The sequence below is a fragment of the Ochrobactrum sp. PL_is501 genome, from assembly GCF_055816895.1.
This window is the reverse complement of sequence record NZ_JBVPGR010000026.1, coordinates 1-13540: the sequence shown is the minus strand read 5'-3', so window position 1 is coordinate 13540 and position 13540 is coordinate 1. Positions and strand designations below refer to the sequence as shown.

Below are 13540 nucleotides of genomic sequence, written 5' to 3'. Positions count from 1 at the left end.
GCGGCTGCCGGACGGAGGGCCGGCAGCGCCACTAGCTCAGTCGTTGAAAACCTGTTCGGCCAGGGGGCGGACTTCCTGCGGCACCGAGTTGATGACGGCGTCACGTGCCTTGTCGGCAAAGGCAGCCTGATCCACGTCGACAAACTTCACCCCCCGGCCTTCGAGGTCGGTGACGAGTGCCTTTTCGTCCGCAATGAACAGCTCGCGTTCAAAAGCCTGGGTGACGTTGGCAGCTTCCTGCAATGCAGCCTGATCAGCTTCCGAGAGTTTGCCCCAGCTCCGTTCCGATATGGCCAGATAGATCCACGAACGGACGTGTTCCGTCTTGTTGATGACTTTCTGAACTTCATAGAAGCCGCCGGACTTGAAAAGCGCGAGCGGGTTTTCCTGGCCTTCGATGGTGCCGTTCTGGAGCGAGGTGAAAACCTCGGAGAAGGCCATCGGGGTGGGGTTTGCACCGAGCGACTGCCATGCGGCAACAAAGATCGGCACGTTCGGCACGCGGACCTTGAAACCCTTCAGATCGTCCGGCTTGGTTATCTCGCGATTGGCCGACAGGTTGCGTGGACCGCGTGCGAAATAGGTCAGGGGGCGGATGCCGACCTTTTCGATTATCTCTGCCTCGATCTGCTTGCCGATCTCGCCAGAGGCGACCTTGTCCATATGTTCAAGCGATTTGTATGCATATGGCAGAGCCAGCAGGGCTGCTTTTGGCGCCCAGTTTTGCAGGCTTTCACCGGTGATGGTCATATCGGCCGTGCCGAGCTGCATGCCATTGATGAGGTCGATTTCCTTGCCGAGCGATTCATTCGGATAGACTTCGACGGCAACGCGTCCCTCGGTACGGGATTTGACTTCATCCGCGAATTTCAGCGCCGCCTTGTGCCAGATATTCTCTTCATTGGCGAGATGCCCAAGCTTGAGTGTCACCTCCTGCGCCAGGGCAGTTCCCCCCATGACGGCGAGAACGGCACAGGTCGCTGCCAGCCGCGTAAGATTCTGAAATTTCATGGTTTCCTCCTCTAGATATGATTGCTGCTGTACTGCGGCTCTACAGAAAATATTCGGGCCGCTCCTGCTCGATGATAGGCAGATCGCTCAGAATTCCCCGCAGATGCATCCGTATCGAATGCTCGGCCTGGGCGGGATCGCCGTTCGCAATCCCGTCGACCACCGCGCGATGTTGCGAGATGAGGCGATCGACCGGGAAATGCATGCTGGAAAGAAACCGTACCCTGTCCATCTGGGCCTTCATCTCGACGACGACGCGCCAGGCTTTTGCCTTGTCAGCTCCCTCGGCCAGAGTGCGGTGGAATATTTCATCCGCCTCCATGAAATCGCGTGCCGATCCGCCGACGAGCTTTTCCTGACGAACGAGCTGGGCTCGCAATTCGACAACCAGGGATTGATCGGGAGATTGGGCCAGAAGCTTGACGATGTCGGCTTCAACCGCTTCGCGCACAAAGCGCGCATCCATTACAGCCGGTAGTGAAATTTTTGCGACGAAGGTGCCCCGCTGGGGCCGAACCTCCAGCAGTCCTTCATTGGCGAGCTTGATAAAAGCCTCACGCACGGGCTGACGGCTGACCCCGTATTGTTGAGCCACGTCGGCCTCGGAAATCCGGGCGCCCGGGGACAGTGCATTATCAATGATGGCAGCCCGCAGCGTAGCGTAAAGCTGATCGACGACACTGACGTGCTTTGGTTGCAATGATGGGCTTTGCATAAATGGGCTCCTCAAATTTCGAATATACCATACTACCATACCAGTCAACAGAAGTACGTGTTGTTCCTCCAGTCGAACCACAGCTCGAAATGAAACGTGACGGCAGCCGAAGTTGGGCAGAAGTGAGGACCGTTGCATTGCGACGGTTCAGTGAGAGTTTACTCACCCACAACCGTCGGCTACATTCCTGATCGAGTGGCGCATTTCGGAACTGGGCGGAACCGTTTTAGTTGCAGGGGCGGATATGGATTGGTTGTTCCTCTGTTGTACCCAGTTCCAAACAACCGCCATCTGCATAAAAGGACCAGCCTCTGCTTGTCATGCCGGAGGCCGCGAGAACAATTTCAGGACGCGGGGGAATGTTTGGATGATAGACATACCAACCGCACCTGAGAACGGCGTCGGTAGACGGGTCCATGCCTGCACCGGAGCCTTTGATGCGAGCCTCTGACAAGACCAGCCCCAGGGGCGTGACATTCCAGACCTCCTGCCACGGCACATTCTCGACGCTGTGCGTCCAGGAGAGAACGAAGCTCGTGGCGGCGATCTTCATCACGCCGCCAACTGTTGCAATGCAGACCGCCATCAACCGGATGACGCGGCGGCGGAAGGCCGCGCAGGCCGCAAAGCCGAGCTCATCGCTATAGGGATAGGTTGCAAGCATCAGAGCGATGGCAACGAAAGCCCATATGCGCTCCCACATGTTCAGCGGTGTTCGCAGATGCCCGATAGCGGCCGCCCCCAGAGCAGGATGCTGGGTTCTGTCGCAAATTTTCGGCAGGCTAGAAGCGTGCTTATGTCTGGACGCAGTTATGCTGCGAGCTCGGCAAAGACCTGGAACAGCGAGCGGTTGTCATTGGCGAACTGGTTCTTGGGGGTCATGTGAGCCCCTTCGATCTCTGCCAGGGTGGCGGACGCCGAATGGAACGCCTTGAAACCCATCATCGGTTTTGTAATCCGTTTAATAAAGCGGTGATCCTGTTCAAGGATATTATTGAGGTATTTGATCTGACGGATTTCCATGATGTCGCCCGTTCCGGTGAATTTCAGGATTGTGTTCATGGCCTGTAAGCCAGCCAGATTGGCTCCGCTCTTGTCGATGACGACCTTCTGCGGAACGCCGTTGCTTGTGATGGCCTTTTTAAAGAACCGCCGCGCTGCAGCCAGATCCCGGCGTTCCGACAGCATAAAATCAAGGGTTTGGCCGTCGCGGTCAACCGCCCGGTACAGATAGGCCCATTTGCCCTTCACCTTGATATAGGTCTCGTCAGTACGCCAGGAACGGGCCGTGCGGCACTTGCGCAGCTGAGCCTGAGCGGCAATCTGAGGCACGTAGCGAACAACCCATCGGTTCAAAGTCGCATGGTCAACGCAGACGCCGCGTTCGGCCAGGATTTCCTGAAGGTCACGATAGAAGACGGGGTAGCGCACGTAAAAGAAGACGGCATGCAGGATGACGCTTTTGGGAAAATGAGCCCCTTTGAAATCGACCGTCATCCGCTGCCGCCTCACTCAATTACAGACACTGACTGGGCCATAGCTTGGCAGGAGCAAAAAAATTGCGACAGAACCAGGATTTGCACTTGTGTCATCTGCCTTTCCTCCGTGAGCGCCACCATGCGCTGGGCAGGCATCATACTCCGATGCCAACCGGAGGGGGCATCCACCCATCAGTTCAGTTAACATCTTAAGTTCGGCAGATACGGTCATTTTTGAAACGCAGCCGATTTAGCCATCTTGATACTCAATATACTTACGGACAGGCAGGTAACAACGTTGATTATTCCAATTGCTGTATAACCAAACGCAACCGATTTGTTGGTAGCTACTACGCCAAACAAAATGATCATTGGAGGAACTCCGAGCTTAAAAATTGAACCAGTAATGCCCGCGACCCGCCCCATCAGTCTACGATCAGTGGTCTCTTGGCGAAACGACCAAAGTGTAACGATCATCAATGATGAGATTACTCCTTCGAGGAAGGTAAGAGCACATAGTAAAAGGATGCCGTCGGTGCGCGCTATCATCAAATATATTATGCCTGTTGCGCCAATTGGAACTGAGAAGGTCGTCCACACTCCTACACGCTTCCGAACTACAGGGGTAAGAGCCGATCCGAGAATTGAACCCAGGCCCGCGAACGCAAAAGCTGTGCCCAAGACAAATGAGACATTTGTAGTCGCCGCGGCGACCTTCTCAATCAAAAGCGCCGTGTAAACCCCTTCAGTCCCATTTGCGATCATCATGCAAACGGACATCATAACGAGCGGCCTATTTGCAACAAACTCCCGAAATCCATCTTTGAGAGCCCTGACAAATGGTTCTTTGCTTGGAATCTCGTCGAGGTCCATAAAAAGAGCAGCAACTGTTCCGACAGCCATCAGGGCTAGGGGTACAACCAGCGCTGCTTGATGGCTAAACTCCACCAACAGACCCGCCACGACCGGTGCGCAGACGGAAATTACTGAGAACTGGGAGCTTAAATACGCGTTGGCATTGACTAGCTGAGCCGCCGGAACCGCTTGCTGCACCACACTGTTTTGGGAATTTACAAGTGAGTAGTTGGCGGTCATCAAACAAAATGACAAAGCCGATAAAGCAAATAACGAACTCAAAACGGCTGGAATAAAGGACATCAAAACAATCGATGCCAGTTGTATGTACATGTACAGTCGAATGAGCAATTTCTTTCGAAAACGATCATTTATAACTCCTGCAAATATCGCAAGAATTAGGTTCGGCATAAACCAGACCGCACGCAATATCGAAACGTCGGCAGAAGAATGTCGAATTTCAAACGCAATAAGCGGAAGCGCAAGCCTTAGTATTTCCACCGACGCGCCTGTCGCAGCCGTCAAGACAAGGACGTTGATAAAGGTCATATTCGTGAAAACTGATTTCATTTTGCTAGACCGCCATGATCTGCTTGTGTAGTTCTTCTTGAAGAACTAGGTCTTTCATCCGGGGAAGCGCTCGTCTTCTTAGCAAGTCGTCCACTGAGGGGTGAAGAAGGGCAAGGGTGCCAGCGGCACTCGCGACAACGTCAACAAGCTGATGTTTTCTCGCCAACCGAAGGAACTCGGTCGAGTCTACTTCGAACTCAGGGCTGGCCAAGGCCCAAATGAACTCGACGGCAGGACGAAGTCGATGTTCTCCCTTGGGCGTTCCTCTCGCGAATCTTAGAGCCGCCGCTAGTGCGAGTAGGTGATCATCCCCACTTGAAACGCCCAAGTATTGTCGCTTGTTTCTGTCCTCTATTGAAATTGCCCGATCGCTATCGCCGAACGAAAGTGTTCTCTCGAGAACGTACGCAATCTCCAGTCGATTATCAAAATTTCGAAGAGCGCCAAACGCTTCGCCGAATTCAAATTCCTCGTCGGCTTCGAATTCAAAGGGCTCTGATGTGCTATAAGCCATATCCTTGCTGTAAGCGTAGCCCATTTTTTGAGACAGGGTTCGCGCCTCGTACTGGTCGAGATCAACAAGTCGACCACCGATGTAAGCGCGCTGTCTCAGTCCTATCTTTTCAAAGACTGATTTGAGGCGATCCTCATCTTCCTCCTCAATGCAAAAGTCGATGTCACCGCGGCGACCTGCACTCATCAGAGGAGAGAAATCGTTGTTTCGCGAGAAGCCTTGGATTAGTGTGAATGAAGGAATTTCTGAAAGGAACGGAGAGTGCCGCGCCAGCCAAGCTTGTTGCTTCGCGTACACAAGCGCGTTCAAATGACTTACCGCCGCCATTTCAGGGGACGAGCGGTTCAGTGCCCCCTCCAACTTGTGGTGGATGGCCAAGCGGCCTATCTCCTCACGACTACTCTCAGGGAGGTCCGAGATTTCCAAGGGCTGCTGTTTTACGGCGCATTCCATGAGGCGTGATACGAAACGATGGAGTGAACTCATGGCCGCCTCCTTCTTGCTTCCGCACGATACGAACCAGGAGCCTGACTGTTTCGACGTTCAAGTGTCTCGCCCATTCTCCGCCACAGATCTTCGGGGAAAGCCTCAACTCCCGCAGTCAATTCCGGTCTTGAAAGCTTTCGCTTCGCATGCAGATGATTGGGCACTTCGAAGACTTGTAGCCACGCATCTTCCTTTTTGAATTCAATTGGCTCGTCAGTTTTGAGGAACTGGATGTTCGTGAATAACATACCTGCCCACCAATCCGTCTCCACAATGCCTTCAACGATCTCATAAGCGCGACTATGCTTACGGTTGATCGGACTACGTATCCAGGTACTCGTGTGCTCGGGGGTGCTCACGAAGAAGCCGGTCCAAATCTGTACAATGCCCCGCTCTGGAAAAGCCTCCAGAAAAGGAGGCATTAAATCAGCCATTTCCGCTGGGGCATTCTGGATCCAGTAGTCCGCAAATCCCGGAAGAAAACACTTACTGACTTTGACGATCTCGTCTATCCCGTCGAATTCCGCGTAAACATCCGCCCCGTCCCACGTTAATACAAAGTTGCTGGGGGGATAGAGTAGGTATCCAACTCGATTGGCCGCCAAGAACGGCTCGCAGTGCTGATATGCTCTCAGCGGGATTTCCCCAGATAGCCCATCGGTCGCTTGTCGCGGATCCGGCATGTCAACATGCGCTTTAAAAAAGATCATTGAGGCGGTTCCCCTTGCGATTGGGCGCGCCCGCAGGCGCGCCCGCAGCGCGTTACTTCGCGCCGCCGCCGTTGCTCTTAACGGTTACACCGTTGCTCGAAACGGCCCGCAGCCGGTTTCCAAGGACAATCTTCTTGGAGAGATTCTTGATATCCGAGATTGCAATTTTCATAGCAGTTCCTTTCTAGGGCTAAGGGAAGCTCCCGTGTCAGGGAGATGAGGCTAGGCCTCCTAAGTAATATGCTCTACCAATGGCAGTTAAATCAACAAGAAAATAACAAAATATAACCTTTTTTCCCGTATAGATTACTTATTATACACAAAGAAAGATGATTGCTTGAGTATTAATCAAAGATTTATCTTGATTCAGGATGAGCTGCTAATTTCATATACTTCGGGGTGAGTCAACGTTATTCCATTTGCTTCCGATGTATTTATGAGGAAGCATTTCTGCTATAGGGACACAGCGGAGTGCGCCCTGGTCGGCAACGATCGCTCGCGCATGGCGTCCATAATCTAATAGGAGTTCGCGGCACAGCCCACACGGGGGCACCACCCGAATGCTTCTATCACTTTCGGACGGTTTTGGATGACGGACGGCTATCGCCAGGACAATCTCATTTTCACCCACCTCGCAGGCTTTGCCTAACGCAATTGCTTCCGCGCACACCGACGCCCGCCCCACCATCGCCTCCACGTGCAGCCCTGTAAATATACGCCCGTTTTTGGTGAGAACCGCAGCAGCTATCTGATGCCTATTTTCCCCATATCGCGAGCTGACGAGTGATCTGGCTTTATCAAAGAGAGCTCGCGAAGCGTATTGGAGATCATTCTCCTCATTCTCGTGAACAGCGGTTGTGGAAACAGATGCCACTAAACGCTCCACCTTTTCGACGAGTTCTTCTATTGTCCCCGAGTTTTCGATCACGAAGTCGGGAACCATAGCGGCGCCAGCCTCGCTCCGCTCGGTCATGTGATCGTCGCGTCCGACAGATAGATCGTTGCGACCAAGCTTACGCTTAGTCCTTAGATCGTTGGAGGTTTCAATCCTTACTAAAATAAAGCCTTGATCACGTAGGGCGCTCAAGTCTGCAGGACGCGCATCATCACAGATCACGACATCGGCACCGACGATGCTCGCGAGATCAACGCGGGCATTCATATCATCTGTGAGGAAATCCCTTTCGATGTCTCGGAAATGTTTGCCCAAGAAGTTGAGTAGGATACCGTCTTGTTGTTCGGCGCTGATTTTATGTCCCAGCCGGTCATAGAAATGCGCCTGCAGGTCGTAAAGCGGCGCTGCGATTTTAACTATTCTGCAGGCACGGCCCGACTGTGCGAAAGCGCTATCGAGCAATCGACTCGTCGTCGATTTGCCTGCACCGGGCAAGCCCGTCAGTGCAATCTTCAACATCTCAATTCCCCCACCTGCTTGGCTCTCTGCAGACAAAGATCGAATTGTATTTTGAAAGTGAGAATGATCCATTCTTCTCAATCCGGCTCTGGATTGCTTCCTCGACTTCGAGATGCAATTTATCCAAGTGATCGGGCGTAATCACATTGCCAGCCATCGCTTTTGCACCAAGATAACGATGCCCGGCAGCGTAAAAGCGCATAAATGGCTCGGCCGACTTAAATTCGAGTGCATCCACGTATGGATGTTCGGTTACCTCTCCGAAATGACGGCTAAGGATCTCTTGCGCATTATCCAAAACCATTTTTCCCCGGCGACCGCGCGGAAGCCTATCGATGAACTCGCGAGGAAAATCACAACGGGTCATCGCTTCGAAATGCAAATTGTACATCTCTGGCATCGAGTGCCTAGCTTCAATGGACACTAGAACGAATCCATCCTTGCTCACCACGCGAGCTAACTCCGCGCAAACCTGATCAGGATCATCGATGTAGTGGAAGATAAAGTTGGCCATAACACGCTCGAAATGGCCTTCAGGAAACCTCGAAAGGTCTTCCGCGCGGCCCTCAATCAAATCGACCGGCACAACCGAGCGAGAGACGCTACTTCTAGCCAGTTCAAGCATTGCAGGCGATACATCAACGCCGGTTGCACGCCCGCCATCCCTTAGCCGGGCGACCACCTCACCTAGAATGAACCCGTTTCCGCAACCGACATCAAGTATAGCCTCCGTTCCGTTCAGCCTCAGTTCTCGCACAATCTGATCGACAAGCCGCTCTTCGTTAGTCCTGTAAAGATTATGTGTTATCTGCTGCGTTGCCAACGGCACATTTGACCCAAAGTGCTCTCTTATATATTCGATACCAAAATCGAATGGCTTCGGATTGCTAACAGAGTTCATATTTACACCTCTATCGTTATCTAGTTTCGTATTCGCCTTACTGTTGCTGCAGGGAGAAATAACCCAGTGAGCGGGCGATCTGTCTAACATCGTGCAGAAGTGGCACCGGACTACCCCAGTTCCTCCATTCGTTGGAGTTACCGGGGTCTCGCACGGCATAAAAGGACATGATTCCAAGAATATGCCACAGCTCCAGGTGACGTACGGCCCGGGCGGTCGGTGCGGCTAAATCCGTATCGACCTTGGTCAAGAAGATCTCGTGAAGGCGCGTGTTTCTGAGATGCACGCTGAGCGACGCTATAGCGTGGCTTTGCGTCGAATAGCCGACAATCGGCATATTGAGGAGCGTAATGATGCCATTCGGCCTAATGATGAAGTTGCGCATATTCGAGTCAATCGAAACAGTACGATGCTCTCGATCCTGTCCAACCTCTTCAATTTGGCCGCACACCCACTGATCAAGCCATTCGACGAGCGACTCGTCTACTAAGGAATCTCGTACCCGGCTCCAATATTTTTTAGCGTAGAACTGAAGGAACTCCATGTGACTGCTGAAGGTCGGCGCTCCGACTTTGGAAAGGCCAAAACCCGGTGCAAGTGGTGAAACCGATCGAGTGGCTTCGCAGAAGCGCGCCAGATAACTTGCGACGGATTCTAACTGAGCTGTAGTTCGGTCCCCCGCCAAATAGACAGCCAAATTTTCGCCATCAACAAATTCAGAAACTATGTAAGTTGAATCTTCCTGGTAGAAAGCCCGCCTGATCTTTTGCACATCAATATGCTGCGAAATAACCGAATTGATCTCGAGAAAATACTCAACTGGAATATCGGTATCGATGATCTTTTTGGCGATGAAATCACCGTCTGCCGAGGTTGCACGAACAACGAGGTTGTTCCCTGTGCTGACTACAACATGCTTCGACCCAGGTAGTTCTCGTTCAAGGAACTGTGAAAACTCGATGTCGATCATTGTCGGATACCTCTATTTTCAATCACTGCTCGGAAATCGCGAACGCGTGAACTAACTCCGCGATATCGGCGTTGCCGGTCCAATGTATTCCCGCCCATCCACAATCTATTGCGCCCCGGACATTTTCTGGGGTGTCGTCAATTAGACAAATATCATTAGTTTTCGGACCAAGTTCGCGCGCGACTGCTTCGTAGTACGCCCGTTGCGGCTTTCTAAATCCAATGGAGGCTGAGTAATGGACTGCGTCAAAATAGCTATCCATCTGGTGGACCCGCCAGATATACTCAACTCTCAATGGCTCCTGATTTGTCGCGCAATGAACGGAGACACCTTGCCGCCTAAGAATACTTATTCCGTGGAGGACACGCTCGTCGGGGTAGCCGCTTCGGGAGAACCAATAATCGAGCACGTCATCTGCCGACAAACTCGGTGCGATCTGATCCAAAACCTCGGCCATTGACTCGCGAATTGATAGGCGGCCGCATACGATAGCCGTCCAGTACGGAAGGAAGAATGCCTGCTGCAGACGGTTTGGGCAAAGACCTAGGTCCCTTTTTAGGTTAGTGGTCCAAGGCTGCCCCTTTTCCAAAACGACCCCATCGAGGTCGATCATCAACACCATCCTCTCAAGCATTCAAACGACCTCCATACCCGCGACTTTGTCATGAACGGGAGGCTTCAATGAAGCTATCGAAGTTCCGGTCTCAGGTATCGTTTGGTTCCCAGAATAAATCCGCCATCCGTTAACACCGTTAAGCTCAGGCAGTTTATGGGATCGGTCTGCCGGCACCTTCCAAAATGGCTGAGTTTTATCGACAAGCAAAAACTGCTGAGCAAAAAGCAAATCCTGAAGGTCTGTTCGGTCCAACTGTTCAATTTGGACGCCTTTTCCGTCAGGATCGTGAGTCAGCACGACAATTGTTCGAAGATGCGCGTGCGATATTATGCGACACCCCAGTCTTTCGACGAAATCTGGAACGCTTAAGCTTACGTCGCCCCGCGCCCTCACCGTGCCCACCGCATGTACCTCTCCCTTATCGCAGTTGAGGTCAAAATGCCGAAAGTGGTCGATAGTAGGCTGCCTCAGGTTCACCGAGACTGGGACGCCTGAGATTTGACCGTCACTCGTAAGAAACACCCGATCGTTCGATACGAAACTTGCCGAATGCTGCGTGAGAAGCTCGCACAGTTGGGTGGTTTTCCCGGCTCGACGATCACCTAGTAGTAATATACCGCCACTCTCCGTTTTGACGGCTGCACCATGTAGAAATAGCTCGCCGTTTTCGAGACGGCGGCACGCAACATGGTTCCGCAAGGTCCTAACCAATGCTAAATATGCCGGGGGCCCATTGGTGCATGCAGCTACCACCGAAACCATTTCAGGTGAGAACATAGTCAGATCATAGAAGCGCGATTGCTCGTATCTGACGCAAAGCACATCAGCGCCAACCGAAAATGAGAGATGGCTAAAGCTTGTTCCTTCGATTGTGACTGCCTCATGAGACATCGACTCAAAAATTGCGGCGACGCGGCCATCATCTGTTATGCAGCAAATTTTCGCGCACCCTAGTCTAGGTTCAGGCAGTATTTCCAGATACCCAGAACAGTATCGGGCCGCGGCCTCTATGCTTTGCCGCTCTCCCGAAATTAGATAAACATCGTCGGAAGATCGCCATTGAACAGAGATTTCCGTAGCGTCGACATGTATATTATCGATAATATCTCGGAAATTAACCAACAAATTGATGTTCATGCGAACCTCTTCCAGAAATCATCGGCATAAATCATCGATTTTCTAGGTCCACCGGAGTTCTGATACTTTCCCTGATAGAGCTTTATCTCGCCAAATGGCTGCCAAAAAGTCATCTGGCCGATTCTCATGCCGGGATATAGTTTGAATGATATTGTCGAGTAGAGCTGGAACGTGATCGTTCCAATCGATCCAATGTCGATGAGGTCGGCTGTGACGTGAACGAACAACCCGGCGCGAGCAGTGCTCGATTTTGCATGGACTAGGGGAACAAAGTTAGTACTACCAACACGTTCAGTCGACGAACCCAGCCAGAAGCTATGAGGCTCCAATACAAACCCACTTTCGGGAATGATAATCTCTTCGACCTCCGGCTCTAGCCGCGGATCGATAATTGGCTGGGTATATCGAAGCAGTTGGTTGGATAGCGTGATATCCACGCTATTTGGATTGACATGAAGTGGATTGTACGGATCGAAAATTATATCGCCGTCGTTAATCCGACGTGTGATTTCAAGTCCCGTGAGTATCATAAATTATTCTCCCACCAGGAAGAACGGGTCATGGAATTTCGATAGCATCGGCTGATTGTGCTGACCAAACCAACCATTGTACTGCTGCTGATCGCCTGTACATCTCCAGAACGACACCTGTCCGATCGTTTGACCCGGATAGACGTAGATATCGATTGAAGGAACCAACTCCAAGGTCCACTGATGAATAGCGCCCACGTGGCCGAGGTTTGCTGACACTTGGACGAATAGCCCTAGGCGGCCTATTGAGCTTCGGCCGATCAGCGAGGTGACGTATTTCTCGCTGCCGATAGTCTCCAAAGTAGAACCGAGGTACAGCAAGCCTTTCTTCAGTAAAAACCTGCCATTTTCTAAGGGCAACTCAGCACACCCTGTCGACGGACCGCCGTCTTCATTAACGAAAACGTGCAGTATACGCTCGCCTAGCCGATAATTTACGCTGTTCGGGTTGATGGCGCTTTTATCGAATGGATGGAATGTAATATCACCGTCAACTATGGCCTCATAAATGGCTTCGCCAGTTAATATCATGGTAGCAACCCTCTAGAGACTTCAGTCTTTGCGAGCTATGAGGTGACTCCACCCCCAATAGGAGGCATGCGAGGTGCTTTGCCTTACGCAGTGCCATCCACTACGAGTCAGTTCAGCGAATATGTACTGGTTCATCGTCCCGTGACCGAAAAGGACCGAGTGGCTCGCGTCCCGTATGGACGTTGCGGCAAGTATACCAGCCGCTTCGATTGCTCGCTGGATCAGGGCGCGCTGCCCCCAACCCTTGCGCAGCAAATACATTGCTACTCGCGCCCACTGGTAAGGAGACATTCGTACCATCGGGACAGGGGGCACTACGAGACGCACTTCGTTGAAGATTGCGTTTTCTACGAACCTGCCGGAGGATGAGACCAAGCGGCAAGTTTCTTGTGAACGCCGAAGTGTGCTGCAAAATACGTTGCTGGCATTGGCGACCAGTCGTACCAGTGTCTCGTCCGGCAGGCTGCCACTGGAAAGAGAGACGACATCGTAATTTGCGGTCCAAGTCCTGAACTCCGATGCTGTCAGCAACGGGGACCAATCCACCTCAGGTTGCCCATGCCGGACGAGTGTTATCCTTGGGACCTCCAACCGCTGATCTACCATAAGATGCACACACCCAAGAACGATGAAACTGCAAACGACAACCTCTCCGCTTGAAGTGGGCCGTTATCTAGTAATAAAAAGTATTATAAGGGGTGTTTTCAGATTGGCAAGAGGGAATATTTCAATTTTACGAACGCCAAGGAAGTTGCGTATAAGTAAGTCTGAATGCAATGGAGTTTTATTGTTAGTATATTTTGCCGATCTAAGTTGCAAAATTGATATTGCCCCCAAGTTTTATCCAGTTTTTAGTTGGATCCGGCGGTTTTGTGTTGCTGTATTCGGAGCGGTAACCACCCGGCGTGACGGCTCCGCCGCGCTCTGTAAGCAGAGCACGGCTTATCCGATATGCGGGCTGGGCACCGTAACGTTAACCTGCTTACGGACATATCCCGGACTTTGAAGCTGCTTTTATGCAGATTACAGGCCAGCGATATCGCGCCAGATAGTATTGGCGGTTTGGCGCAGCTCGCGGTGAATCGCAGAGGTGAAGCGGTCG

14 protein-coding genes are annotated in these 13540 nt (G+C 52.0%); all 14 read right to left on the bottom strand.

Annotated features, from left to right (window positions below):
* Positions 1-36: 36 nt before the first annotated feature.
* Complete coding sequence (locus AC0TOF_RS02700; protein WP_473767120.1) at positions 37-1011, bottom strand: TRAP transporter substrate-binding protein; 975 nt, start codon at positions 1009-1011, stop codon at positions 37-39.
* 40 nt (positions 1012-1051) lie between these two features.
* Positions 1052-1726, bottom strand: a complete 675-nt coding sequence (locus tag AC0TOF_RS02695) for a GntR family transcriptional regulator (protein WP_473767119.1) — start codon at positions 1724-1726, stop codon at positions 1052-1054.
* A gap of 226 nt (positions 1727-1952) precedes the next feature.
* On the bottom strand, positions 1953-2429 hold the full coding sequence (locus AC0TOF_RS02690) for a DUF1850 domain-containing protein (RefSeq protein WP_473767118.1): 477 nt from the start codon (positions 2427-2429) through the stop codon (positions 1953-1955).
* Positions 2430-2536: 107 nt separating this feature from the next.
* Positions 2537-3223, bottom strand: a complete 687-nt coding sequence (locus AC0TOF_RS02685; RefSeq protein ID WP_473767117.1) for an IS6 family transposase — start codon at positions 3221-3223, stop codon at positions 2537-2539.
* Positions 3224-3432: 209 nt separating this feature from the next.
* Positions 3433-4629 (bottom strand): MFS transporter, encoded by a 1197-nt coding sequence (locus AC0TOF_RS02680; protein WP_473767116.1) that lies wholly within the window; start codon positions 4627-4629, stop codon positions 3433-3435.
* Positions 4630-4633: 4 nt separating this feature from the next.
* Positions 4634-5629 carry a hypothetical protein gene (locus AC0TOF_RS02675; protein WP_473767115.1) on the bottom strand — a complete coding sequence of 332 codons (996 nt, stop codon included), beginning with the start codon at positions 5627-5629 and terminating at the stop codon, positions 4634-4636.
* The gene (locus AC0TOF_RS02670; RefSeq protein WP_473767114.1) at positions 5626-6339 is read right to left on the bottom strand and encodes a DUF6065 family protein; all 714 of its coding nucleotides are present in this window, start codon (positions 6337-6339) and stop codon (positions 5626-5628) included. Before AC0TOF_RS02670 ends, AC0TOF_RS02675 begins: the two co-directional genes overlap by 4 nt.
* Positions 6340-6724: 385 nt before the next feature.
* Positions 6725-7753 (bottom strand): cytidine deaminase, encoded by a 1029-nt coding sequence (locus AC0TOF_RS02665; protein WP_473767113.1) that lies wholly within the window; start codon positions 7751-7753, stop codon positions 6725-6727.
* A gap of 1 nt (position 7754) precedes the next feature.
* A complete protein-coding gene (locus AC0TOF_RS02660) occupies positions 7755-8654 on the bottom strand; it encodes a class I SAM-dependent methyltransferase (protein WP_473767112.1) in 900 nt (299 codons plus the stop codon).
* Between the two features lie 37 nt (positions 8655-8691).
* Entirely contained in the window at positions 8692-9624 is a 933-nt protein-coding gene (locus tag AC0TOF_RS02655) for a hypothetical protein (RefSeq protein WP_473767111.1), read from the bottom strand.
* 22 nt (positions 9625-9646) lie between these two features.
* Complete coding sequence (locus AC0TOF_RS02650; protein ID WP_473767110.1) at positions 9647-10237, bottom strand: HAD family hydrolase; 591 nt, start codon at positions 10235-10237, stop codon at positions 9647-9649.
* A 21-nt stretch (positions 10238-10258) separates the two neighbouring features.
* A complete protein-coding gene (locus tag AC0TOF_RS02645) occupies positions 10259-11377 on the bottom strand; it encodes a hypothetical protein (RefSeq protein ID WP_473767109.1) in 1119 nt (372 codons plus the stop codon).
* The gene (gene dcd, locus AC0TOF_RS02640; protein ID WP_473767108.1) at positions 11374-11907 is read right to left on the bottom strand and encodes a dCTP deaminase; all 534 of its coding nucleotides are present in this window, start codon (positions 11905-11907) and stop codon (positions 11374-11376) included. The genes AC0TOF_RS02645 and dcd overlap by 4 nt, the downstream gene beginning before the upstream one ends.
* A gap of 3 nt (positions 11908-11910) precedes the next feature.
* Entirely contained in the window at positions 11911-12438 is a 528-nt protein-coding gene (locus tag AC0TOF_RS02635; RefSeq protein WP_473767107.1) for a dCTP deaminase, read from the bottom strand.
* Between the last annotated feature and the right edge of the window lie 1102 nt (positions 12439-13540).

What these genes read in the sequence shown, in the direction of transcription:
- AC0TOF_RS02660 (WP_473767112.1), bottom strand. Translation starts at nt 8,654, where the DNA reads ATGAACTCTGTTAGCAATCCGAAGCCATTCGATTTTGGTATCGAATAT.
- AC0TOF_RS02645 (WP_473767109.1), bottom strand. Translation starts at nt 11,377, where the DNA reads ATGAACATCAATTTGTTGGTTAATTTCCGAGATATTATCGATAATATA.
- AC0TOF_RS02635 (WP_473767107.1), bottom strand. Translation starts at nt 12,438, where the DNA reads ATGATATTAACTGGCGAAGCCATTTATGAGGCCATAGTTGACGGTGAT.
- AC0TOF_RS02700 (WP_473767120.1), bottom strand. Translation starts at nt 1,011, where the DNA reads ATGAAATTTCAGAATCTTACGCGGCTGGCAGCGACCTGTGCCGTTCTC.
- AC0TOF_RS02655 (WP_473767111.1), bottom strand. Translation starts at nt 9,624, where the DNA reads ATGATCGACATCGAGTTTTCACAGTTCCTTGAACGAGAACTACCTGGG.
- AC0TOF_RS02685 (WP_473767117.1), bottom strand. Translation starts at nt 3,223, where the DNA reads ATGACGGTCGATTTCAAAGGGGCTCATTTTCCCAAAAGCGTCATCCTG.
- AC0TOF_RS02680 (WP_473767116.1), bottom strand. Translation starts at nt 4,629, where the DNA reads ATGAAATCAGTTTTCACGAATATGACCTTTATCAACGTCCTTGTCTTG.
- AC0TOF_RS02665 (WP_473767113.1), bottom strand. Translation starts at nt 7,753, where the DNA reads ATGTTGAAGATTGCACTGACGGGCTTGCCCGGTGCAGGCAAATCGACG.
- AC0TOF_RS02670 (WP_473767114.1), bottom strand. Translation starts at nt 6,339, where the DNA reads ATGATCTTTTTTAAAGCGCATGTTGACATGCCGGATCCGCGACAAGCG.
- AC0TOF_RS02675 (WP_473767115.1), bottom strand. Translation starts at nt 5,629, where the DNA reads ATGAGTTCACTCCATCGTTTCGTATCACGCCTCATGGAATGCGCCGTA.
- AC0TOF_RS02650 (WP_473767110.1), bottom strand. Translation starts at nt 10,237, where the DNA reads ATGATCGACCTCGATGGGGTCGTTTTGGAAAAGGGGCAGCCTTGGACC.
- AC0TOF_RS02695 (WP_473767119.1), bottom strand. Translation starts at nt 1,726, where the DNA reads ATGCAAAGCCCATCATTGCAACCAAAGCACGTCAGTGTCGTCGATCAG.
- dcd (WP_473767108.1), bottom strand. Translation starts at nt 11,907, where the DNA reads ATGATACTCACGGGACTTGAAATCACACGTCGGATTAACGACGGCGAT.
- AC0TOF_RS02690 (WP_473767118.1), bottom strand. Translation starts at nt 2,429, where the DNA reads ATGTGGGAGCGCATATGGGCTTTCGTTGCCATCGCTCTGATGCTTGCA.